Origin of the sequence: Streptomyces sp. x-19, from assembly GCF_046549115.1 — a bacterium.
Lineage (GTDB): Bacteria > Actinomycetota > Actinomycetes > Streptomycetales > Streptomycetaceae > Streptomyces > Streptomyces albulus_C.
Map to the genome: position 1 here is coordinate 195351 of NZ_JAJPWK010000002.1, position 23262 is coordinate 218612.

20 protein-coding genes are annotated in these 23262 nt (G+C 70.0%); 10 read left to right on the top strand and 10 right to left on the bottom strand.

What is annotated here, in order from left to right; all coding sequences use genetic code 11:
• Window positions 1–130 precede the first annotated feature (130 nt).
• The 4 genes from ACLJT4_RS05205 to ACLJT4_RS05220 all read right to left on the bottom strand — a co-directional run bounded on the left by ACLJT4_RS05205 (window position 131) and on the right by ACLJT4_RS05220 (window position 4002).
• The gene (locus tag ACLJT4_RS05205) at window positions 131–730 is read right to left on the bottom strand and encodes a hypothetical protein (protein ID WP_411121193.1); all 600 of its coding nucleotides are present in this window, start codon (window positions 728–730) and stop codon (window positions 131–133) included.
• 125 nt (window positions 731–855) lie between these two features.
• Window positions 856–2115: an MFS transporter gene (locus ACLJT4_RS05210; RefSeq protein WP_411121194.1), complete on the bottom strand. Its 1260-nt coding sequence runs from the start codon at window positions 2113–2115 to the stop codon at window positions 856–858.
• 76 nt (window positions 2116–2191) lie between these two features.
• Window positions 2192–3274: an inositol-3-phosphate synthase gene (locus ACLJT4_RS05215; protein ID WP_411121195.1), complete on the bottom strand. Its 1083-nt coding sequence runs from the start codon at window positions 3272–3274 to the stop codon at window positions 2192–2194.
• Window positions 3275–3333: 59 nt separating this feature from the next.
• Window positions 3334–4002 (bottom strand): PadR family transcriptional regulator, encoded by a 669-nt coding sequence (locus ACLJT4_RS05220; protein WP_016578027.1) that lies wholly within the window; start codon window positions 4000–4002, stop codon window positions 3334–3336.
• A 361-nt stretch (window positions 4003–4363) separates the two neighbouring features.
• On the opposite strand from ACLJT4_RS05220, the gene ACLJT4_RS05225 reads away from it, so the two are divergent.
• Together ACLJT4_RS05225 and ACLJT4_RS05230 are read left to right on the top strand one after the other, a co-directional pair.
• Window positions 4364–7024 carry a transglycosylase domain-containing protein gene (locus ACLJT4_RS05225; protein WP_411121196.1) on the top strand — a complete coding sequence of 887 codons (2661 nt, stop codon included), beginning with the start codon at window positions 4364–4366 and terminating at the stop codon, window positions 7022–7024.
• A 123-nt stretch (window positions 7025–7147) separates the two neighbouring features.
• Entirely contained in the window at window positions 7148–8629 is a 1482-nt protein-coding gene (locus ACLJT4_RS05230) for a glycosyltransferase family 87 protein (RefSeq protein ID WP_359820699.1), read from the top strand.
• An 88-nt stretch (window positions 8630–8717) separates the two neighbouring features.
• Here ACLJT4_RS05230 and ACLJT4_RS05235 read toward each other — a convergent pair whose 3' ends face one another.
• The 3 genes from ACLJT4_RS05235 to ACLJT4_RS05245 form a co-directional block, all read right to left on the bottom strand.
• The gene (locus ACLJT4_RS05235) at window positions 8718–9749 is read right to left on the bottom strand and encodes an alanine racemase (RefSeq protein ID WP_411121197.1); all 1032 of its coding nucleotides are present in this window, start codon (window positions 9747–9749) and stop codon (window positions 8718–8720) included.
• 64 nt (window positions 9750–9813) lie between these two features.
• The gene (locus ACLJT4_RS05240; RefSeq protein ID WP_016578031.1) at window positions 9814–10932 is read right to left on the bottom strand and encodes a lipid II:glycine glycyltransferase FemX; all 1119 of its coding nucleotides are present in this window, start codon (window positions 10930–10932) and stop codon (window positions 9814–9816) included.
• 129 nt (window positions 10933–11061) lie between these two features.
• Window positions 11062–11379, bottom strand: coding sequence for a hypothetical protein (locus ACLJT4_RS05245; RefSeq protein WP_016578032.1), 318 nt, complete (start codon window positions 11377–11379; stop codon window positions 11062–11064).
• A 229-nt stretch (window positions 11380–11608) separates the two neighbouring features.
• Between ACLJT4_RS05245 and rpsF the strand changes: the two genes are divergently transcribed.
• The 4 genes from rpsF to rplI all read left to right on the top strand — a co-directional run bounded on the left by rpsF (window position 11609) and on the right by rplI (window position 13424).
• Window positions 11609–11899: a 30S ribosomal protein S6 gene (gene rpsF, locus ACLJT4_RS05250; protein WP_018542659.1), complete on the top strand. Its 291-nt coding sequence runs from the start codon at window positions 11609–11611 to the stop codon at window positions 11897–11899.
• 82 nt (window positions 11900–11981) lie between these two features.
• Entirely contained in the window at window positions 11982–12593 is a 612-nt protein-coding gene (locus tag ACLJT4_RS05255; protein ID WP_016578034.1) for a single-stranded DNA-binding protein, read from the top strand.
• Window positions 12594–12722: 129 nt separating this feature from the next.
• A complete protein-coding gene (gene rpsR / locus ACLJT4_RS05260) occupies window positions 12723–12959 on the top strand; it encodes a 30S ribosomal protein S18 (protein ID WP_003978893.1) in 237 nt (78 codons plus the stop codon).
• An 18-nt stretch (window positions 12960–12977) separates the two neighbouring features.
• Window positions 12978–13424, top strand: a complete 447-nt coding sequence (gene rplI / locus ACLJT4_RS05265; RefSeq protein ID WP_016578035.1) for a 50S ribosomal protein L9 — start codon at window positions 12978–12980, stop codon at window positions 13422–13424.
• A gap of 85 nt (window positions 13425–13509) precedes the next feature.
• On the opposite strand, the gene ACLJT4_RS05270 is transcribed toward rplI, so the two are convergent.
• The gene (locus ACLJT4_RS05270) at window positions 13510–14328 is read right to left on the bottom strand and encodes a trypsin-like serine peptidase (RefSeq protein ID WP_411121198.1); all 819 of its coding nucleotides are present in this window, start codon (window positions 14326–14328) and stop codon (window positions 13510–13512) included.
• Between the two features lie 88 nt (window positions 14329–14416).
• On the bottom strand, window positions 14417–15754 hold the full coding sequence (locus ACLJT4_RS05275) for an MATE family efflux transporter (RefSeq protein WP_038520462.1): 1338 nt from the start codon (window positions 15752–15754) through the stop codon (window positions 14417–14419).
• Window positions 15755–16214: 460 nt separating this feature from the next.
• Between ACLJT4_RS05275 and dnaB the strand changes: the two genes are divergently transcribed.
• Window positions 16215–17693 (top strand): replicative DNA helicase, encoded by a 1479-nt coding sequence (gene dnaB, locus ACLJT4_RS05280; RefSeq protein ID WP_411121199.1) that lies wholly within the window; start codon window positions 16215–16217, stop codon window positions 17691–17693.
• 19 nt (window positions 17694–17712) lie between these two features.
• On the opposite strand, the gene ACLJT4_RS05285 is transcribed toward dnaB, so the two are convergent.
• Window positions 17713–18063: a winged helix-turn-helix transcriptional regulator gene (locus ACLJT4_RS05285; protein WP_376439176.1), complete on the bottom strand. Its 351-nt coding sequence runs from the start codon at window positions 18061–18063 to the stop codon at window positions 17713–17715.
• Between the two features lie 88 nt (window positions 18064–18151).
• Here ACLJT4_RS05285 and ACLJT4_RS05290 point away from each other — a divergent pair, with 88 nt between their 5' ends.
• The 3 genes from ACLJT4_RS05290 (at window position 18152) to ACLJT4_RS05300 (ending at window position 23222) form a co-directional block, all read left to right on the top strand.
• The gene (locus ACLJT4_RS05290; RefSeq protein ID WP_411121200.1) at window positions 18152–18976 is read left to right on the top strand and encodes a polysaccharide deacetylase family protein; all 825 of its coding nucleotides are present in this window, start codon (window positions 18152–18154) and stop codon (window positions 18974–18976) included.
• Entirely contained in the window at window positions 18973–19899 is a 927-nt protein-coding gene (locus tag ACLJT4_RS05295; RefSeq protein WP_411121201.1) for an NmrA family NAD(P)-binding protein, read from the top strand. Before ACLJT4_RS05290 ends, ACLJT4_RS05295 begins: the two co-directional genes overlap by 4 nt.
• A gap of 179 nt (window positions 19900–20078) precedes the next feature.
• Window positions 20079–23222 carry a BTAD domain-containing putative transcriptional regulator gene (locus ACLJT4_RS05300; RefSeq protein ID WP_411121202.1) on the top strand — a complete coding sequence of 1048 codons (3144 nt, stop codon included), beginning with the start codon at window positions 20079–20081 and terminating at the stop codon, window positions 23220–23222.
• The last annotated feature ends 40 nt before the right edge of the window (window positions 23223–23262 follow it).

The window sequence follows — 23262 nt, forward strand, 5'->3', positions numbered from 1 at the left end:
CGCGTGGCCGTGAAACCGACGATGTTTCACGTGAAACGGGGCGCAGTGCCATGGGGCGGTGTTTCACGTGAAACATGCCGGTAGCTGACCGGCCGTTTCACGTGAAACACCGCCCCTCGGCGTTCCCGCGCTACTTCAGCGGCTCAAGGCAGAGCACGAACCGCGTGGTGGAGGACCGGCGATGGCGCTGGGTCTCCGCGTAGGCCGTGGTGTTCTTGGAACAGAGCGCGACGTCGGTGGTGTCGGGGTGGACTGCCTGCACCTTGTACGTGGCCTCCGCCGTACCGCAGTCCACCACCTTGAGATCGGGCTTGATCTCGTTGCCCTCGTTCTTCATGCAGTTGCCGACCTCGGCGGTATCGGCGTTGTCCCAGGAACTCACCCAGGCGATGCCGATGACGATCAGGCCGACGACCGCGACGACCCCCTTCAGGATCGCCTTGGGGGAACGGGAAGGCCGGGGGTTCTGCGGTGGAACGGGCGCCCCGCCCTGCATGTAGGGCTGCTGCGGCGCCGGGGGGAAACCCGGCTGCGGCTGCTGGCCGTAGGGAGGCTGTGGCTGCTGCGGGTAGGCGTACCCGCCTTGCGGCGGCGGTCCGGCCTGCGGTTGACCGCCTGGGGGCGGTCCGTACGGGGCTTGAGGCTGCTGCGGATAGGGCGGCTGGCCGTACGGCTGCTGTCCGTATGGGTTCTGGCCGTACGGGTTGTGCCCCTGCGGCGGCGTGGTCATGGGAATTCCCCCGAGATTGGTGTGCCCGGAAACGAGGTGTCCGGGCGCGTGAATCAACGTCCGTAACGTACCGGCTCCGGCGAAGGCGTCGCACGGGCGAGGGTTCCCGCTGGGGGAAGCCGCGCTCAACGGCGTCCGAAGCGGATCAGTGCCGCGGCGACCAGGGCGTAGAGCGCGGCGACCACCACGACCAGTACGGCGGACCGGCCGTCCGGTGGCAGCATCAGGGCGGCGACCGCGGCGGCGCCGACGAAGGCGACGTTGAACAGCACGTCGTAGAGGGCGAAGATGCGACCGCGGAAGGCGTCGTCGATGGACGACTGGACTACGGTGTCCGTGGTGATCTTGGTGCCCTGGGTGCCCAGGCCGAGGACGAACGCGGCTGCCAGCATGGGCGCCGGGCGGAAGAACAGCCCGAGTGCGGGCGTGAGGACCGCGCCTGCCACGGCACAGCAGGCCATCCAACCGAAGGGTGTGAACCGGCCGACCGCCCACGGGGTGACCACGGCGGCCGCGAAGAATCCGGCTCCTGACACGGCGACGGTCACTCCGAGCAGGGCCAGGCCCTCGGATGTGGTGTCGGACCAGGCGTACCGGCACAGCATCAGCACCATCACCGTCAGCGCGCCGTAGCAGAAGCGGACCAGCGTCATCGTGGTGAGCGCGCCCGCCGGGGTGGGGCGTGCGGCGAGATGCCGGAGCCCCTCCGCGAGTCCCCGCACCGTGCTCAACAGGGCTTCCCTGACGTGCGGTTGCAGGACCGTGGGGTCGGGGCCGAGCAGTTGCGGTGTCATCCGCAGGGCGGTGAGGGCGGAGCAGAGGTACAGCAGCGCGGCGAGCAGGACCACGACTCCGTCGAGGTCCGCACCGGCCAGCCGGATGGCGAAGGCGAGCCCGCCGCCCACTGTCATGGCGAGCGTGCCGGCCGTGGGTGCGAGGGAGTTGGCCGTCACCAGTTGCTGTCCGCCGTCGACCACGCGGGGCAGGGCGGCCGACAGCCCCGCCAGGACGAAGCGGTTGACGGCGGTCACGCACAGGGCGGAGACGTAGAAGAGCCAGTCCGGGACCTGCATCGCGATCAGGGCCGCGGTGAGCACGGCGAGCACGGTGCGCAGCAGGTTCCCGTACAGCAGGACCTGGCGCCGGCGCCAGCGGTCCAACAGGACACCGGTGAACGGCCCGAGGAGGGAGTACGGCAGCAGCAGGATCGCCATGGCGGAGGCGATCGCCTCGGGGGACGCCTGCTTCTCGGGCGAGAAGATGACGAAGGTGGCGAGCGCTGCCTGGAACACGCCGTCGGCGGCCTGGGAGAGGAGCCGTGCGGCCAGGAGCGAACGGAAGTCGCGTAGCCGGAGTAATACGCGGAGAGCGCGCACAGCATGCATGAGGCACAGCCTCACACAGGCCGCCGGCCTCCGGGAGGAATACCCGGAGGCCGGCGGAGAGGGGTGGGGCGAGTGGTTAGCGCTCGACCTCGCCACGGATGAACTTCTCGACGTTCTCCCGCGCCTCGTCGTCGAAGTACTGCACCGGCGGCGACTTCATGAAGTACGAGGAAGCGGAGAGGATCGGACCGCCGATGCCCCGGTCCTTCGCGATCTTGGCGGCGCGCAGCGCGTCGATGATGACGCCCGCGGAGTTCGGGGAGTCCCAGACCTCGAGCTTGTACTCGAGGTTCAGCGGGACGTCGCCGAAGGCGCGGCCTTCGAGGCGGACGTAGGCCCACTTGCGGTCGTCCAGCCAGGCCACGTAGTCGGACGGGCCGATGTGGACGTTCTTCTCGCCCAGCTCGCGGTCGGGGATCTGGGAGGTGACGGCCTGGGTCTTGGAGATCTTCTTGGACTCCAGGCGGTCGCGCTCGAGCATGTTCTTGAAGTCCATGTTGCCGCCGACGTTCAGCTGCATGGTGCGGTCCAGGACGACGCCCCGGTCCTCGAACAGCTTGGCCATGACGCGGTGCGTGATGGTGGCGCCGACCTGCGACTTGATGTCGTCACCGACGATCGGCACGCCGGCCTCGGTGAACTTGTCCGCCCACTCCTTGGTGCCGGCGATGAAGACCGGGAGGGCGTTGACGAAGGCGACCTTGGCGTCGATGGCGCACTGGGCGTAGAACTTCGCCGCGTCCTCGGAGCCGACGGGGAGGTAGCAGACCAGCACGTCGACCTGCTTGTCCTTCAGGACCTGGACGACGTCGACCGGGGCCTCCGGGGACTCCTCGATCGTCTCGCGGTAGTACTTGCCCAGCCCGTCGAGGGTGTGGCCGCGCTGGACCCGGACGCCGGCGTTCGGCACGTCGCAGATCTTGATGGTGTTGTTCTCGCTGGCGCCGATGGCGTCCGAGAGGTCCAGGCCGACCTTCTTGGCGTCGACGTCGAAGGCCGCGACGAACTCGACGTCACGGACGTGGTAGTCGCCGAACTGCACGTGCATGAGGCCGGGCACGCGGCTGTCCGGGTCGGCGTCCTTGTAGTACTCGACGCCCTGTACCAGCGAGGCGGCGCAGTTGCCCACGCCGACGATGGCTACGCGAACCGAACCCATTCCGGTTGCTCCCTGTGTTCTCGATGAGGGCCTGCCGGGCAGGCCCTCATGTGGTGGTGTCATTCGGACGGATCCGGCCGGGAACCACCCCGGTGCCGGGGCAGGCCGCCCGTATCTGCTGACTGGTCGTTCTCGCCCTGCTCGGTGGACTCCGGTGCGCGCTGATCGCGCCCGGCTCGCTCGCTCTCGATGAGCTCGTTCAACCACCGCACTTCGCGTTCCACGGACTCCATGCCGTGCCGCTGCAGTTCGAGGGTGTAGTCGTCCAGCCGCTCGCGGGTCCTGGCCAGGGAGGTGCGCATCTTCTCCAGGCGCTCCTCCAGCCGACTGCGGCGGCCTTCCAGCACGCGCATCCGCACGTCTCGCGACGTCTGACCGAAGAACGCGAAGCGGACACCGAAGTGTTCGTCCTCCCACGCCTCCGGTCCGGAGTGGCTGAGCAGCTCTTCGAAGTGCTCCTTGCCCGCCGGGGTCAGTCGGTAGACGATCTTGGCGCGGCGTCCGGTGAGCGCCGTGGCGGGAACCCCGTCGGGGTCACCGCCCGTTTCCTCCACCAGCCAGCCGTGGGCGACGAGCGCCTTGAGGCAGGGGTAGAGGGTGCCGTAGCTGAACGCCCGGAACACCCCGAGCGAGGTGTTGAGCCGCTTCCGCAACTCGTAACCGTGCATCGGGGATTCCCGGAGCAGGCCGAGGACGGCGAATTCGAGGATGCCCGAACGCCTGCTCATCCTCCGCCTCCTAGGCCCTGTGCGGTCTTTATCTCGTGCTGATGTATCGACTCGATACATCCAGACGATAGAACGGTGCCCAGGGCGGAACAAGTGGTCGGACGGTGAACGGCGTCACATCACTTATTCGTGCGAGCCAACCTGACTGTTTTGGAGTGAATTTCAACACTGGGCAGGTTTTGGCCGTGCGTAGTCTGTGCGGCATGCAGACTGCCGGGAACCGTGGGCCTATACGTGACGTCCCTGACCTCGGCGTAGTGCGGCCCGCGCGTCAGGAACGGGTCGTGCTTCGGGGGGATCTGAAGACAACTACCGCCTTCAGGCGACGAGAGAGCGCGCCTGCCCGAGGAGTATTCGTTCCATGAGCGAGCACCGTCGCAAACCACCCCAGCCGCAAGGTGGCGGGCGTGCCGCTGCCAGACGCGCCGCACCACCCTCCGGGCGCCGAGCGGCCCCTCCGCAGGGTGCCGGCACCGGGGCCACGCCTCAGCCGCCTCAGCCGCCTCAGCCGCGGCCGGGTGGACGTGCCGAGGCCCGCCGGGCCGCCCAACGCGGCGGTCGTCGGCGAGGATCCGACACCGCGGCGATGGCGTCCGGCGGTGGTGCCGGTCACGGCGGCGGCCGCCGTGGCGGAGGCGGTGGCGGAGAAGGAGGCCGGGGGCGCGGTCGGGGCGGAGGCAAGCCGCCCAAGAAGCGTTTCATCGACTACCCGCGCGCCAACCACACCGGCTGGCGGCGGTGGATGCCCTCCTGGAAACAGGTGGCCAGCATGTGCGTCGCGGTCGCCGGCCTGGTCGTGGGGGTGGCCGGCGTCGGCCTCGCGCTGGTGCAGGTGCCCGACGAGAACAAGGCCGCCAGGTCGCAGAACAACGTCTACCTCTGGGCCAACGGCAAGACCATGGCCCGGGACGGCGAGACCAACCGCCAGGTGGTCGGGATCAGCGAAATCCCACTTTCCATGCAGGAAGCGGTCATCTCGGCTGAGAACGCCTCGTTCCGGAAGGACCACGGCGTCGACCCCATGGGCATCCTCCGCGCGCTGTTCAACATGGCGCGGGGTGGCGACACCCAGGGCGGCTCGACCATCACTCAGCAGTACGTGAAGAACGCCATGCTGAGCCAGGAACAGACCCTGGACCGCAAGTTCAAGGAACTCTTCATCTCGGTCAAGGTCGGCTGGAAGCAGTCGAAGAACGAGATCCTCCAGGGCTACCTGAACACCAGCTACTTCGGTCGGGGCGCCTACGGGATCCAGGCCGCGGCCCAGGCGTACTACGGCAAGAACGCCTCCCAGCTGAATGCCAGTCAGTCCGCCTTCCTGGCCTCGGTGCTCAAGGGCGCGAACCTGTACGACCCGGCCGGCGGCATCGGGGCGAACGCCACCCCGGCGCTGAACACCGCCCGCGCCAAGGAGCGCTGGTCGTGGATCCTCGACCGCATGGTGGCGAACAACCACCTGTCGGCGGCGGAGGCGGCCAAGTGGAAGACCCAGGGCTTCCCCGTGCCGCAGAAGCCCAAGGCTGGGGCCAGCAAGGGCGGCCAGGTCGGCTACCTGATCGACGTCGCCAAGAAGTACGTCCTCAAGCACACGGACATCAGTGAGGCCCGCTTCGACAAGGGCGGCTACACGATCCAGACGACCTTCGACGAGAAGAAGACCAAGGCGCTCGCCGCCGCGGTGCAGACGGTCAACGACCGGTACATCAACCTGAAGAAGCGGCCGGAAAAGGACAAGTACGTCCAGTTCGGTGGCGCTTCGGTGGTGCCGGGGGACGGCAGGATCGTGGCCCTGTACGGCGGTGAGGGCTACGACAAGGGCCACTTCAGCAACAACGCCGACACCTACGGCGTGCCGGTCGGCTCGACCTGGAAGCCGTTCGTCCTCGCCGCGGCGATGAAGTACGGCAAGGTCGGCAGCGGCCAGCCGCTCTCGCCGGACAGCAAGTACAACGGCGACGACCACCTCAAGGTGAGGAACCCGGACGGGACGTACGTCCTCAAGAAGGACAACACGCCCTTCTACCAGGTGAACGAGAGCGACTTCCCCTGGGGCTACATCTCCTTGCGGAAGGCGATGGAGCAGTCGGTGAACACCCCGTTCGTCCAGCTCGGCATGGACGTCGGGATGGACAAGGTGCGGGACATGGCGCAGGCCGCGGGCATCTCGCCGGCCAGCTTCGACCGGAACCTCAACCCGTCCTTCGCACTGGGCACCTCCACGCCGAGCGCGATCCGCATGGCCGACGCCTACGCCACCTTCGCCGCCTCCGGGACGCAGGTGGAGCCCTACTCCGTGACCAAGGTCGTCTCCGAGGGCAAGGAGCTGCCGGGCTTCGAGAAGCCGAAGCCGCAGACGGCGATCGACTCGGACATCGCCAACAACGTCACCGATGTGCTGGAGAACGTGATCCAGAACGGTACGGGCAAGGCGGCCAAGAAGCTGGGGAAGCCCGCCGCGGGCAAGACGGGCACCACCGACGAGAACAAGTCGGCCTGGTTCGTCGGCTACACCAAGCAGCTGTCGACGGCCATCACCATGTTCCGCGAGGACGCGCAGAACCCCCGCCAGCTGTCCATGAACGGGGTCGGTGGCTTCGACTCGATCCACGGTGGCGCACTGCCCACCGAGGTGTGGACGCAGTACATGCTGGAGGCGATGAACGGGCTTGCCTCGGAGCCCTTCCCGCCGGCCCAGTCGATCGGGCAGGTCATCAACGAGTCCGGTATGCCGACGCCCAAGCCGACGCCCACGCCGACGCCCACGCCCACTCCGTCGGACACGCCGAGCAACACGGCCTCCCCGTCGCAGACCCCGACCGCAACTCCGACCGAGACCTGTTCTCCGTGGGACGTCCGTTGCAAGAACCACGGGGGGAACAACGGCGGCGGCACTGGCGGTGGCCCCGGTGGACCGGGCGGTGGCACCGGTGGTTCGCCGCCGGCGACGCCCGATCCGACCGGTGGTGGGAACAACGGCGGAGGTGGCATCTTCGGCGGCCCCACGGGCTCTGGCAACAACTGAGCGTTTCACGTGAAACGGTGCCGACGTTTCACGTGAAACACGGCTCCACGAAGCCCCCGACCCGAACGACCGGGTCGGGGGCTTCGTCGCGTTCGTCCCCGGTGGGTACGGCAGGATGGGGCCATGACGAGCCTGCGACAGGACGAGCCCGTACGGCCGACGCGACGGGATGAGGTGGCGGCGGCCGGCAGCGAGCTGATCGGCGGGCCGATCGGCCGGCGCGCGCTGCTCGGGGCGCACTGGCTGTCGCCGGTGCGGGTCGTCGCACTCGTCGCCATCGGGATGTTCGCGCTCGGCATGGTGCAGAAGCTGCCCTGCTACAACGGCGGCTGGTTCTTCGGCGCCACCAGTCAGTACGTGCACGCCTGCTACTCGGACATCCCGCACCTCTACTCGGGCCGGGGGTTCGCCGACGGCCTGATCCCCTACTTCGACAAGCTGCCCGGCGACATGCAGTACCTGGAGTACCCGGTGCTGACCGGGCTCTTCATGGAGGTCGCCTCCTGGCTGACGCCGCACGGCGGCACGATCCAGGCCCGGGAGCAGATCTACTGGCTGGCCAACGCCGGCATGCTGATGGTCTGCGCCGCGGTCATCGCGGTCTGCGTCGCCCGTACCCACCGCCGGCGTCCGTGGGACGGGCTGCTGGTCGCCCTGGCACCGGCGTTCGCCCTCACCGCCACCATCAACTGGGACCTGCTGGCGGTCGCGCTGACCGCGGCCGGGATGCTGCTGTGGTCCCGCAGCCGGCCGCTGGCGGCGGGCGTCCTGATCGGGCTGGCGACCGCGGCGAAGCTGTACCCGGTCCTGCTGCTCGGTCCGCTGCTGGTGCTGTGCTGGCGGGCGGGGGCCTGGCGCGCGTACGGGCGGGCCGTCCTCGGTGCGGTGGTGTCCTGGCTGGTGGTGAACCTGCCGGTGATGATCGCCCACGATGCCTCCGGCTTCCACATCCGGGAGGGCTGGGCGAAGTTCTACACCTTCAGCCAGGAACGGCCCATCGACTTCGGTTCGGTCTGGCTGTTGATCTCGCAGCGGACCGGCAACCCCCTGGAGAACGCCAACCTCTACGCGTCGCTGCTCATGGTCGTCGGTTGCGGAGCCCTCGCGCTGCTGACCCTCTACGCACCGCGCCGGCCGCGCTTCGCACAGCTCGCCTTCCTCGTGGTGGCGCTGTTCATCCTCACCAACAAGGTCTACTCACCGCAGTACGTCCTGTGGCTGATCCCGCTGGCGGCGCTGGCCCGGCCGCGCTGGCGGGACTTCCTGATCTGGCAGGCGTGCGAGGTCATGTACTTCCTGGGGATCTGGATGTACCTGGCCTACACCGGCAGCGGAGACAAACACCAGGGACTGCCGCCCGAGGGCTACCAACTGGCCATCGCACTGCACCTGCTCGGCACGCTCTACCTCTGCGCCGTGGTGGTCCGGGACATCCTGCTGCCGGAGCGCGACGTGGTCCGTAGGGACGGCGACGACGACCCCTCGGGGGGCGTGCTGGACCGCAGCCCCGACGTGTTCGTGCTCGGACAGGCGTCCCATGAGCCGCGGCACGCGCTGCACTTCGAGGGGGCGCCGCGGGTGCGCTGGGGCGTCGTACGGGACTGAGGGAAGCGGCGAAGAGCGTCAGGGCCCGGTGGTGCGGAAGATTCCGCACCACCGGGCCCTGACGTCGGTCTTCAGCCGGACGGACGGCTCAGCGGTCCACGAGGCGGTCGTACTGCGTGGTGGTGTGCCGCAGGTGGGCGACCAGTTCCTCGCCGACCTTGGGCTCGGGGGCCTCCGACGGGACGAACAGGATCGACACCTGCATGTGCGGGGGCTCGGCGAACCAGCGCTGCTTGCCGGCCCAGACGTACGGCGCGAGGTTGCGGTTGACGGTCGCCAGGCCGGCGCGGGCCACGCCCTTGGCCCGCGGCATCACCCCGTGCAGCGCCTTGGGGGACTCCAGGCCGACGCCGTGCGAGGTGCCGCCGGCCACCACGACGAGGTAGCCGTCCGAGGCCGCCTTCTGCTGGCGGTAGCCGAACCGATCGCCCTTGGCGACGCGCGTGACGTCCAGCACCGAGCCGCGGTACTCGGTGGCGTCGTGGTCACCGAGCCACAGCCGGGTGCCGATCCGCGCGCGGAAGCGGGTCTGCGGGAACTGCTGCTGGAGGCGGGCGAATTCCTGGGGCTTGAGGTGGCTGACGAACATGGTGTGCAGCGGGAGACGGGCGGCGCGCAGCTGGTCCATCCACCCGATGACCTCGTCGACCGAGTCGGTGCCGTCGGCGCGGTCCAGCGGCAGGTGGATGGCGAAGCCCTCCAGCCGGACGTCCTCGATGGCCGCGGCCAGCTTCGGCAGGTCCTCCGGCTTCACGCCGTGCCGCTTCATGCTGCTCATGACCTCGATGACGACCCGGGCGCCGACCAGTCCGCCCACGCCCTCGACCGAGGAGACCGAGCGGATCGCGCGGTCGGGCAGCGGCACCGGCTCCTCGCCGTGCCGGAACGGGGTCAGGACCAGCAGATCACCACTGAAGTAGTCCTTGATCTGGGCTGCTTCGTAGGTCGTGCCGACCGCGAGGATGTCGGAACCGAGCCGGGTGGCCTCGTCGGCGAGGCGTTCGTGGCCGAAGCCGTAGCCGTTGCCCTTGCAGACCGGGACCAGCCCGGGGAACTGCTGGAGAACGCTCTGTTGATGCGCCCGCCAGCGTGCGGTGTCGACGTAGAGGGTGAGCGCCATGGCCGGCCCGGAACCTTTCTCGTGGCTGGGGTGTGTCAGGAGTGCGGACGGTGCGGTGGAGCGGTCAGCGGCGCGACATGTAGATGTCGAGCGCCTTGTGCAGGAGCTTGTTGAGCGGGAAGTCCCACTCGCCGAGGTACTCCGCCGCCTGCCCGCCGGTGCCGACCTTGAACTGGATCAGACCGAAGAGGTGGTCGTTCTCGTCCAGCGAGTCGCTGATGCCGCGCAGGTCGTAGACGGAGGCGCCGAGCGCGTAGGAGTCCTGCAGCATCCGCCACTGCATCGCGTTGGAGGGGCGGACCTCGCGGCCGATGTTGTCCGAGGCTCCGTAGGAGTACCAGACGTGCCCGCCGACGACGAGCATGGTCGCGGCGGAGAGGTTCACCCCGTTGTGGCGGGCGAAGTAGAGCCGCATGCGGTTGGGGTCCTCGGAGTTGAGGGCGGACCACATGCGCTGGAAGTAGCCGAGCGGACGCGGCCGGAACTGGTCGCGCTTCGCGGTGATCTCGTAGAGCCGCTGCCATTCGGCCAGGTCCTCGTAGCCGCCCTGGACGACCTCGACGCCGGCCTTCTCGGCCTTCTTGATGTTGCGGCGCCACAGCTGGTTGAAGCCCTTGTGGACGTCCTCCAGCGCGCGGTCGGCCAGCGGCACCTGGAAGACGTAGCGGGGCTGCACGTCGCCGAAGCCGGCGCCGCCGTCCTCGCCCTGCTGCCAGCCCATGCGGCGCAGGCGGTCGGCGACCTCGAAGGCGCGCGGTTCGATGTGGGTGGCCTCGACGTCCCGCAGTCGCTTGACGTCGGGGCTCTGAATGCCGCCCTTGATCGCGGTGGAGTCCCAGCGGCGGATGATCACCGGCGGGCCCATCTTCACGGAGAAGGCGCCCTGCTGCTTGAGGTGGGCGAGCATCGGTCGCAGCCACTCTTCGAGATTCGGCGCGAACCAGTTGATGACCGGGCCCTCGGGGAGGTAGGCCAGGTAGCGCTTGATCTTGGGCAGCTGGCGGTAGAGGACCAGGCCGGCACCGACCAGCTCGCCGGACGCGTCGAACCAGCCCAGGCTCTCGGACCGCCACTCGGCCTTGACGTCAGCCCAGGCCGGGACCTGCATGTGGCTCGCCGCGGGCAGGCTCTGGATGTATGCCAGATGCTGCTCTCGGCTGATGGTCCTCAGGGTCAGGCTCATGCGGGGCGCTCCTCGGCTGGTGTGTCCCCATGGTCGGGGCTCCGGCTCTCGCGCCGAAGCCTACTGTGACCGGGGAGCGCCCCGTCTGGGCCGTACGGGGCCGGGCCCCGTATGCCGCAGCGCGGTGGTCTAGCCGACCACGCCGCCGAAGAGACCGCCGTGTGCGAGACCGAGGTAGAAGCCGACGCCGGCGGCGCCGAGCCCGATGATCAACAGGAAGCGTTCAGCCGTCGTCGAGGAGATGTACTGGCCCCACAGGCCCGTTCCGATGCCGATCAGGCCCACCCAGGAACTGACCAGGTGCAGGCCGGGCGAGAGCGCGCTGAAGGCGGCAATCGCACCGAGTACCAAGGTCACGACCGCGAGAGTGTTCTCCACGGGATGGGATTGGCCGTCGCTGTTGAGAAGCGCGAGCAGATTTCGCTGGGTCCGTGCTGCCTGTGCCATGCGGCACCTCCACTGACAGGGCGGCGCACTGTAACGCCGCTCACACCCGTTGTGTTCCAGATTGAGGGGTCCGCCGGGCGGATTTCAACCGGAAGCGCGGAGGCAGGTACTCTGTACGGTCTGCGCACATGTCTGCCCGGATTCTCCGGCGGGCCGGGCGCGGAACGCATCACGACCCTCCTGCCACGGAACGACCGTGGCCGCTGAGTCCAAAGGAGGTGGGTTAACCATGCGTCACTACGAGGTGATGGTCATCCTCGACCCCGATCTGGAGGAGCGCGCTGTCGCCCCCCTGATCGAGAACTTCCTCTCCGTCGTCCGTGAGGGCAACGGAAAGGTCGAGAAGGTCGACACCTGGGGCCGTCGTCGTCTCTCGTACGAGATCAACAAGAAGCCCGAGGGCATCTACTCGGTCATCGACCTGCAGGCCGAGCCTGCGGTCGTCAAGGAGCTCGACCGTCAGATGAACCTGAACGAGTCGGTTCTTCGGACCAAGGTCCTCCGTCCCGAGACCCACTGAGCGCGTACGCGTCCAGCGGTAATCGGGTTCGAGTAGCAGCAACACCAGCAGCCAGCAGCACACCCGCCGAGAGGTTCCCCTAATGGCAGGCGAGACCGTCATCACGGTCGTCGGCAATCTTGTCGACGACCCCGAGCTGCGCTTCACCCCGTCCGGTGCGGCGGTCGCGAAGTTCCGCGTCGCGTCCACTCCCCGCACCTTCGACCGCCAGACCAACGAGTGGAAGGACGGCGAGAGCCTGTTCCTGACCTGCTCGGTGTGGCGTCAGGCGGCGGAGAACGTCGCCGAGTCCCTTACGCGGGGTACCCGCGTGATCGTCCAGGGCCGCTTGAAGCAGCGGTCGTACGAGGATCGCGAGGGCGTGAAGCGCACGGTCTACGAGCTCGACGTCGAGGAAGTGGGCGCGAGCCTGCGCAACGCCACGGCGAAGGTCACCAAGACCAGCGGTCGTGGTGGCCAGGGCGGCGGCTTCGGCGGCGGCCAGGGCGGCGGTCAGCAGGGCGGCGGCCAGGGTGGCGGCGGCTGGGGCGGTGGCCCCGGCGGCGGTCAGCAGGGCGGCGGCGCTCCGGCCGACGACCCGTGGGCGACCGGTGGTCCTTCTGGCGGTGGCCAGGGCGGCCAGGGTGGCCAGGGCGGCGGCGGTGGCTGGGGCGGCGGCTCCGGCGGCGGCTACTCGGACGAGCCGCCCTTCTAGGTCCGGGCGATGCGTTCGTCCGCCGGTGTTTCACGTGAAACGGCTCGTTTCACGTGAAACGAGGTCGGCGAACGGCCTGGGGCCTTGAGGGCGTCAGCACACACTTCTTGAACTCACTGGAGAGAGACAATGGCGAAGCCGCCTGCTCGCAAGCCTAAGAAGAAGGTTTGCGTGTTCTGCAAGGAGAAGATCTCCTACGTCGACTACAAGGACACGAACCTGCTGCGGAAGTTCATCTCCGACCGCGGCAAGATCCGTGCCCGCCGGGTGACCGGCAACTGCACTCAGCACCAGCGTGACGTCGCCACGGCCGTGAAGAACAGCCGTGAGATGGCGCTGCTGCCCTACACGTCCACCGCGCGATAAGGGAAGGGTGACCGACAAATGAAGATCATCCTCACCCACGAGGTCTCCGGCCTCGGTACCGCTGGTGACGTTGTTGACGTCAAGGACGGGTACGCCCGTAACTACCTGGTTCCGCGTGGTTTCGCGATCCGCTGGACCAAGGGTGGCGAGAAGGACGTCGCGCAGATCCGTCGCGGTCGCAAGATCCGTGAGATCGCCACGATCGAGCAGGCCAACGAGGTCAAGGCTCAGCTTGAGGGCGTCAACGTGAAGCTGGCCGTCCGTGCCGGCGACGCGGGTCGCCTGTTCGGCTCCGTCACCCCGGCCGACGTCGCCTCGGCGATCAAGGCTGCCGGTGGTCCGGACGTCGACAAGCGTCGCGTGGAGATCGGTTCGCCGATCAAGACCCTGGGCGCGCACCAGGTCTCGGTGCGTCTGCACGCCGAGGTCGTTGCAAAGCTCGGCGTCGAGGTCGTCGCCGCCTGAGCGCAGCTCGCAGCAGCACGCTGAAGGGCCGTACCCCGCCACGGGGTGCGGCCCTTCGCGTTGAACGGGGGCGCGGGGCCGAGGCTCAGTCCTCGTCCTGGGCGCGCTTGTAGAGATGGGCGATGTCCTCGTCGAAATACGAGGCGTAGGAGACGTCGTCCTCGTCGCCGCCGCCCTCGTGGCCGCCGAGGATGCCTATGACCGTGCCGGTGTGGCTCTTGGGGTCGTAGTCGGCCAGCCAGGGGCTGCCGCTGGTGCCGCCCTCGAAATCGGTGCACTGGACGCGCATCTGGGTGTCGCTGAACTTCGTGGTGCGGTTCTGGCAGGAGATCGGGGTGTCGCGGCTGGTGGGGTAGCCGGTGATCTTCACCTGGTTGTCGAAGCCGCGGTCGATGCCGAGGGTGTTGCCGCCGAGGACATCCTGGATCTCCTTGCCCTGCTTGGCGTCGAGGACGAGGAAGGCGACGTCGAGGTCCTCGTCCTGCGACTTTGCCCAGCGGTCGTCGACCACGACCTTGTTGACCTTCCACAGGCCGGTCGGCTCGTCGCCGTTGCGGTAGTCGGGGGCGAAGACCAGGTCGTCCACCGGCTTGCCGGCGTCGGCGTCGAAGGCGCAGTGGGCCGCGGTGATCAGCATGTTCCGGCCCGGGCTCTGCACCACGCTGGCGGTGCAGAAGTGGGAGCCGTGGTCGTCCTTCTCGAAGACTGCGCCGATCCGGGCGTTCTCCTCCGTCCTGCGCGGCGTGTAGGCGTTGCCGTTCTTGGGCGGGGCGCTGGCCGAGGGGTCCTGGTCCTCGGGCTCGTCGCCGGATGCGCCGGACGTGCCGTGGCCGGTGTGGCTGCCGGTGGTTCTGCTCGGGTGGGACTCCTCCGCCGCGTAGCCCACCACTGCAGCTGCCCCCACGATGACGAGCGTCAGGGGCAGGACGGATTTCCTGGCAAGCGAGCGCACAAGGTCATTATCTGCACGGGTCCGGGATTGGCGAGGTGGTTCACCGGGAGGCCCCCGTCACAATCCACCGACCGGACCGGGTGCGCAGCCACAGTGTGAGCATCCGGGTGGTCATCATCAGGGCCATCGCCCACCACAGGGCGACGAGGCCGCCGCCGAGGGCGGGGACGGCCAGGGCGGCCGGGGCGAAGACGGCGAGTGTCACCACCATCGCTCCGGCGAGGTAGGGCCCGTCCCCCGCGCCCATGAGGACGCCGTCGAGGATGAAGACGATGCCGGCGACGGGCTGGGTGATCGCGACGACCAGGAGCGTGGTGAGCAGCGGGGACCGGACGGCGGGGTCGGTGGTGAAGAGCGGGACGAACAGCGGCCGGGCCAGCACCACCAGCACCCCGAGGACGATGCCGGAGGCGATGCCCCACTGGACCATGCGGCGGCAGGCGGCACGGGCACCGTCCTGGTCGCCGGCCCCGAGGTAGCGTCCGATGATGGCCTGGCCGGCGATGGCGATGGCGTCCAGGGCGAAGGCCAGGAGCTGCCACAGGGACAGGACGATCTGGTGGGCGGCGACGTCGGCGTCGCCGAGCCGGGCGGCGACCGCGGTGGCGATCATCAGCACCGCGCGCAGCGAGAGCGTTCGGATCAGCAGCGGGACGCCGGCCTGCGCGCAGGCGCGGATCCCGGCGGCGTCCGGGCGGAGTGAGGCACCATGGCGACGGGCGCCGCGGACCACTACGACGAGGTAGACCGCGGCCATGCCGCACTGGGCGATGACGGTGCCCCAGGCGGAGCCGGCGATGCCGAGCCCGGCGACGTAGACCAGTCCGGCGTTGAGGGCGGCGTTGGCGGTGAAGCCGCCGATGGCGACGTAGAGCGGGGTCTTGGTGTCCTGGAGGCCGCGGAGGACTCCGGTGGCGGCCAGGACGACCAGCATCGCGGGGATGCCGAGGGCGCTGATGCGCAGGTAGGTCGTGGCGTACGGGGCGGCGGCCGGTGAGGCGCCGAAGGCTTCGACGAGCCAGGGGGCGGTGGGCAGGACGGTGACGATGACGGCCGCGCCGAGGAGGAGGGCGAGCCAGATACCGTCCATGCCCTGGCGTATCGCGGAGGAGAGGTCGCCGGCGCCGACCCGGCGGGCGACCGCGGCGGTGGTGGCGTAGGCGAGGAAGACGAAGACGGAGACGGCGGTTGTGAGGAGGGCGGCGGCGACGCCGAGCCCGGCGAGTTGGCGGGTGCCCAGGTGGCCGATGACGGCGCTGTCGACCATGACGAAGAGCGGCTCCGCGACGAGGGAGCCGAAGGCGGGCAGCGCCAGCGCGACGATCTCGCGGTCATGGTGGCGGAGGGCGCGCCGGGGCGTCGCGGGGGCCTGGGTCATGAGGCGCAATCTAATCGTCCACAGGTAAGAGATGCAACCGTCTTGCGGTCCTTACTTTACGCTGCGTGCCGGTGACGTCCGCGTGGCGTTGGCGACGATCATGAACAGGTTGCCGAAGTTTTTCTCCCCCACAGCCTATGGATGAAGAAAATGCAGGTCAGAGGGGTGTGGGTGGCGTGATTGTGTGCTTGTCCACAGAAGTTTCCCCCAGCCCGTGCACAGGATCCGGGGACTTCTCCACAGCTATGGGGCGGTCATCCACATGGCCTGTGGATAACCAGATTGGCGGACGGTGCGCGCGGGCCTACCGTGGTCCGGCACCCGCCGCCTGTTCCGGCCATGAGAACCCGTCCGAACTCGACGCGCCGTAACCGGAGTCGGGCGTCTCGAATGTCAGGGCTGTGCCGTAAGAAAGAACCGCACAGCAAGGTCCGCGTCGCGGACGGGAGGAGGTGCCGGGGTGAGCATTCCCGAGCCCATGGACGACCCCTGGGCGGACTCCGGTCCCAGCGACCTGCTGCCGGCCGCCCGCTCCCGCCGTGGTGACGGCAAGGGTCGGGGCCGCGGCGACCGTGCGGAGCGCGACGAGGACGGCGGGGGCTCCTGGCCCGGCGGTTTCGAGCGGGTCCCGCCGCAGGACCTCGACGCCGAGCAGTCCGTGCTCGGCGGCATGCTGCTGTCCAAGGACGCCATCGCCGACGTCGTCGAGGTGCTCAAGGGGGACGACTTCTACCGTCCCGCCCACGAGCTGATCTTCCAGGCGATCCTCGACCTGTACGCCAAGGGCGAGCCGGCCGACCCGATCACCATCGCGGCCGAGCTCACCAAGCGCGGCGAGATCGGCCGGGTCGGCGGCGCCTCCTACCTGCACACCCTGGTCCAGTCGGTACCGACGGCCGCCAACGCCGAGTACTACGCCGAGATCGTCCACGAGCGGGCCGTGCTCCGCCGCCTCGTCGAGGCCGGCACCCGGATCACGCAGATGGGATACGCGGCCGACGGCGACGTCGACGAGATCGTCAACAAGGCCCAGGCGGAGATCTACGCCGTCACCGAGCAGCGGACCAGCGAGGACTACCTGCCGCTCGGCGACATCATGGAGGGCGCGCTCGACGAGATCGAGGCGATCGGCTCGCGGCAGGGCCAGATGACCGGTGTGCCGACGGGCTTCACCGACCTCGACGCGCTCACCAACGGTCTGCACCCGGGGCAGATGATCGTGATCGCGGCCCGTCCGGCCATGGGTAAGTCCACGCTCGCGCTGGACTTCGCGCGGGCCTGCTCGATCAAGAGCAACCTGCCGAGCGTGATCTTCTCGCTCGAAATGGGGCGCAACGAGATCGCGATGCGTCTGCTGTCCGCCGAGGCCCGGGTCGCGCTGCACCACATGCGGTCCGGCAGCATGACGGACGACGACTGGACGCGGCTGGCGCGCCGGATGCCGGACGTCTCGGCCGCCCCGCTCTACATCGACGACTCGCCGAACCTCTCGATGATGGAGATCCGCGCCAAGTGCCGGCGGCTGAAGCAGCGCAACGAGCTCAAGCTCGTGGTCATCGACTACCTCCAGCTGATGCAGTCCGGTGGTTCGAAGCGGGCCGAGAGCCGTCAGCAGGAGGTCTCGGACATGTCCCGAAACCTCAAGCTGCTGGCCAAGGAGCTGGAGCTGCCGGTCATCGCGCTGTCGCAGCTGAACCGTGGCCCCGAACAGCGCACGGACAAGAAGCCGATGGTGTCGGACCTGCGTGAGTCCGGTTCCATCGAGCAGGACGCCGACATGGTCATCCTGCTGCACCGCGAGGACGCCTACGAGAAGGAATCGCCCCGGGCCGGTGAGGCCGACCTGATCGTGGCGAAGCACCGTAACGGTCCGACCGCGACCATCACCGTGGCGTTCCAGGGCCACTACTCGCGCTTCGTGGACATGGCGCAGACCTGAGCCGGGACGCCGAGCGAACTCAGTTCGCTTGGGACTCCTGGAATCCCACCACGGCCGCGCCGTGCTCGTGCGCCCACTCGGTCAGCACGGCGATGGGCTGCACCAGTGTCCGGCCCAAGTCCGTCAGCACGTACGCGACCTTCCCGGCCTCCGCGTGGCGGTCGACCAGGCCGTACCCCTGCAACCGCCGCAGCGTCTGGGTCAGCACCTTCCGCGAGATTCCGCCGATCAGGTCGACCAACTCGCCGTGCCTGCACGGTTCCCGGCTCAACGCGAACAGCACGACCACCGCCCACTTGTCGGCGATGATCTCGATCGCCAGCCGAGCCGGGCAGTCGGCGAGGAAGACGCTGCCGGAGTACTCACGCATGCCTCGACCGTAGCCCGCCGCCAGGAACCCGGAGGTACCTACCGCCTCACTAGCGTCCACGACGGAAGCTACCGAGCAGGGGGAACCCATGAGGGCAGAGACCGCATGGCCGGGCGGGCGGAAGGTCGTCGCGCTGGTCACCGTCGCGTTGGAACTGTGGTCACCAGGGCACTGGCCCGCCTACGCGCCGATGGCCGCGGCGTGGCCGCTGCCCGGCGTCGACGACACGCACAGCACCTCCTGGGCGGAGTACGGCGTCACCACCGGCATCTGGCGGCTGCTCGACGTCCTCGGTGACCTGCCCGCCACCGTCGGCGTCAACGGGCTGGTGGCCGAGCGGCACCCCGAGACCGTCCTGGCCGTGCACGAGGCGGGCCACGAGATCGCCGCACACTCCTGGGCCCAGGACGTGGTGCCCGCGCTGCTCGACGTCGATGCCGAGCGGACCAACATCCGTCGCTGCACCGACGTCCTGCGCCGCGTCACCGGCGTGCGCCCGACGGGGTGGATGAGCCCGCGCGCCACCGGTTCGCGGCACACCGTCGACCTGCTCGCCGAGGCCGGCTACCGCTGGACCGGCGACCACGGCGACCACGACCTCCCGCAGGTCCTGTCCACCGCTCACGGTCCTCTGGTCTCCCTCATGCACAGCGACCACTCCGACGTACGGGACGCCGCGGCCGGCCCGTACGCCTACCGCGACCTGCACCGCGAGCTACTGGACCAGATGCTCGCCGCCCCCGGCCCAGGCGTCTTCCGTCTGACCGTCCACGCCCACGTCGCAGGCCGACCGCTCCTCGCGGGCATGGTCGGCCAGATCCTCGACCACCTCCGTGCGTCCGGCGACGTCTGGGTCGCGACCCACGCCCAGGTGGCCGAACACGTCCTGACACACCAGGGAAGAACGCCATGACCCACGTCCTCGTCGTCGGCGGCACCGGAGCCATGGGCAGGCACGTGATCCGACGCCTGTTGGCCACCACCGACGCCACCCTCACCGTGCCCACCCGCCACCCGGAGTCCGCCCACGCCACCGAACTCGCCGCCACCGCGCCCGACCGCGTGCGACTGGTCCGTTCCGACGCGGCGGCCCTCGAAGTCCTGATGGGGCAGGCCGACCGCGTGTTCGCCAACACCGACTTCTTCGCGACGGGCAGCGCCGTGGGTGAGTACCGGCAAGGGCTGCACTTGCTGGCCGCCGCGGAGCGGGCCGGCGTGGAGCGTTTCACCTGGTCCTCGTTGGACAGCGCGGTGTCCCTGACCGGCCGCCCCGTCCCGCACTTCGACAGCAAGGCCGCCGTCGCCGCCCACATCGACCTGATGCGGTCGGAGGAAATGCTCCGAAAGGAGACCGACGGCTGGTACACGGACCACGTCTCGGTACTGACCACGGCGCCGTACTTCGAGAACCTGCGGGACCGGCTCGCGCCCCGACCGGACGGCCGGGGCGGCCTGACCTTCAGGCTCCCCCTCGGCGCCGCCCCCTACCCGCTCGTCGCCCTCGACGACATCGCCTGGTTCGCCTGCCATATGTTCGACAACTGGCAGTCCTGGGGCGCCCGCGACCTCGCGGTGATCGGCGACAGCCTCACCGGCGACGCGATCGCCGCCACCTTCGCCCGGGTCACGGGCGTCCCCAGCACCTACCTCCCGATGCCGCACGACGAACTGCGCGCCGCCGTCCCCGACTTCGGCCACGACTACGCGGCGATGTTCCAGTTCTTCGCCGACCGTGATCTCTGCGCCCGGGACCGGGACCTCAACCTCCTGCGCCGCCTGCACCCCGACCTGATGACCTTCGAGGACTGGCTGCGCCACACCGGATGGACGGGATGACCACCCACCACGTCACGTCCGAACGCGGGCCCGCGCGACGAGGCTCGTCCCTCCGGACCGGGGCCGACGCCGGCCGGCGCACCCGCTGCGGACGGTCCCGCACGCGGTGCTCAACCTTCGGGCGGTGAGGCGTCGTTGATCCGGTGAGGGGCGTCGAACGCCCGTGGCAAAATCAGCGGGTGCAGATCGGGATGCTGGGCCCCTTGGAGGTGCGCACGGCGGACGGCGGCTCGGCCGACGTACCGGGCGCGCGGTTGCGCGGACTGCTGGTCGCCCTCGCGCTCAGGCCGGGGCGGGTGGTCCCGAAGGCGTCGCTGATCGACTGGATCTGGGGGGAGCAGCCGCCCGCCGACGCCACGAACGCGCTGCAGCGCCTGGTCTCCCGGCTGCGGAAGGTGCTGCCGGGCGGGACGGTCGAGGGGCACCCGGACGGCTACCGGTTGGCGGTCGAGCCCGACGCCGTCGACGCCGTACGGTTCGAACGCCTCGCGACCGAGGGGCAGGTCCGTACCGAGGACGCGGCCCGACGGGCGGGGCTGCTGCGCGAGGCCCTCGGGCTGTGGCGCGGTGCGGCCCTGCAGGACGTCGGTCTGCAGGACAGCGCCGCGTTCGACGCGGCGGTCGGGCGGCTGGAGGGGCTGCGGCTGACCGCCACGGAGGAGCGGGCCGACGCGGACGTCGCCCTCGGGCGCGGTGCGGAGGCGGTCACGGAGCTGACCGACCTGGTGGCCGCGCACCCGGTACGCGAGCGGCTCGTCGCCGCGCTGATGCGCGCCCTCGCCGCGGCCGGTCGCGACAGCGAGGCGCTCCTGGTGTACCAGCGCGCACGGGAAGCCCTCGCCGACACGCTGGGCGCCGACCCCTCGCCGGAGCTGTCCGCCGTGCACGTCGCGCTGCTGCGCGGTGAGTTGGGGCGGCGCGAGGAGAGCCGCAGGACCAACCTGCGCGCCGAACTGACCAGCTTCGTCGGCCGGGACACCGACGTCGCCGCGCTCCGCGGGCTCGTCGCCGAGCACCGGCTCACCACCGTCATCGGACCGGGGGGCGCCGGGAAGACCAGGCTGGCCACGGAGACCGCGCGCACGCTGCTCGGTGATCTGCCGGACGGAGCGTGGCTGGTGGAGCTCGCCGCCCTCGGCGTGGACGGCGACGTGCCGCAGGCGGCGCTCGCCGGACTGGGGCTGCGCGACACGCTGCTCGGCGGGGCCCCGCACGCGGAGCTGACGGACCGCCTGATCGCCGCGGTCCGCGAGCGGGAGGCACTGCTCGTCCTGGACAACTGCGAGCACGTCATCGAGTCGGCGGCGGTCTTCGTCCACCGGGTGCTCGGGGAGTGCCGACGGCTGCGGGTCCTGGCGACGAGCCGGGAACCGCTCGGCATCACCGGGGAGGCGCTGTGGCCCCTCGAACCTCTGGCGCTGCCGGCGACCGACGCGGGCCCGGACGGGACCGCGAACTCCCCCGCCGTCCAACTGCTGCGGGACCGGGCCGGGGCGGTCCGCCCGGACCTTGCGGTCGACGCCCAGGCGCTGGCGACGATGGCGCGCGTCTGCCGTGCCCTGGACGGAATGCCACTGGCCATCGAACTGGCCGCGGCCCGGCTGCGCACCCTGTCCGTCGATCAGCTCGCCAACCGGCTCGACGACCGGTTCCGCCTGCTGACCAGCGGCAGCCGGACCGCGCTGCCGCGCCACAAGACGCTGCGCGCGGTGGTCGACTGGAGCTGGGAACTGCTCACCGGCGCCGAGCGGACGGTGTTGCGCAGGCTCTCGGTGTTCTCCGGCGGGGCGAGCCTGGAAGCGGCCGAACGGGTCTGCGCCGGCGACGGGGCCGAGCCGGAACTCGTGCTCGAACTGCTCACGGCGCTGGCCGAGAAGTCGCTGCTGCTCGCGGAGGGCGACGGCACGCCGCGCTACCGCATGAGCGGCACGATCAAGGAGTACGCCGGGCACCGGCTCGCGGAGGCGGGGGAAACGGACCGGGCGCGCCACGCACACCTGGCCCACTTCACCGAACTCACCGAGACCGCGGAGCCGCACCTGCGCCGGGCCGAGCAACTCCACTGGCTGGCCGTGCTGGAGGCCGAGCATGACAACATCGGCGCGGCGATGCGCGGTGCGCTCGCGGCGGGTGAGGCTCAGGAAGCGATGCGGCTCGCGGCGGCCGCGGGCTGGTACTGGTGGCTCGCCGGGCACCGGACCGAGGGCAGGGAGCTGATCGCCGCGGCCAGTCGGACGCCGGGCGAGGTCACCGACGAGGTCCGGGCCATGGCGTACGCCTTCATGGTGCAGTTCGTCAGCTCCGGACGGGGCGACGAGCACCAGGCCGCCGAATGGATCCATAAGGCGTACCGGTCCAGCCAGCGCAGTCGGCGCCGCTCCCCGTTGCTGGGGCTCGTCGCCCCGCTGGAACGCATGCTGCGGGCCCCGGACACGGCCTTGTCCGCGTTCGAACCGCTCCTCGACGACGCAGACCCCTGGGTGCGGGCCATGGCCCGGCTGCAGTCGGGCAAGATGCGGATCGTGCACGGGCTGGGCGGGACGGAAGCCGACGTCCACCTGGAGAAGGCGCTCGCCGAGTTCCGTTTGCTCGGCGAGCGGTTCGGGATCTCGTTCGCGCAGTCCGAGCTGGCGGACCGGATGGCGGCGCGCGGCGCGTTCGCCGGTGCGTGCGCGCACTACGAGCAGGCGATCACGGCGGTCACCGAGGTCGGTGCCACCGAGGACGTCATCCGCATGCGGGCGCGGCAGGCGCAGCTGTACTGGCTGCTGGGCGACGAGGACACCAGCGCGGCCACCCTCGCCGAGGCGCAGCGGTGCGCGGAGCGGGTCACCTGGCCGGACGCGCTGGCCGAACTGGCCCTGTCGAAGGCGGAACTCGCCCGGTGGAGCGGCAACACCGAGGAGGCGCGGGACCAACTCGGCGTCATGGCCGCCTTGCTGGGCGACGAGGCGGACGGGGCGCAGATCCGCGCGTTGACGCACGACCTGCACGGCTACCTCACCGACGACCTCGACGAGGCCCGGGCGCACCGCGCGGCGGCCTGCGCGGCGGCGGCCGAGGCGGGATACGCGCCGCTGATCGCGCAGGTGCTGGTCGGGGTCGCGGACCTGGCACTGCGCCGCGACCGGCCGGAGCAGGCCGTGCGGCTGCTCGCGGCGAACACGGACGTGCGCGGGCTCCAGGACCACTCCCACCCGGACGCGGCCCGGATCGAACGGTCCGCGCGGGACCGCCTCGGCGACGCGCGGTTCACCGAGGTGGCCCGGGAGGGCACGGGGACCGGCTGGTCCCAGCTGGTCGAGGACGCGCTCGCGCCGTGACGGAGCGGAGCGTCCGCGGCGCGGGGCCACCGGCATCCCG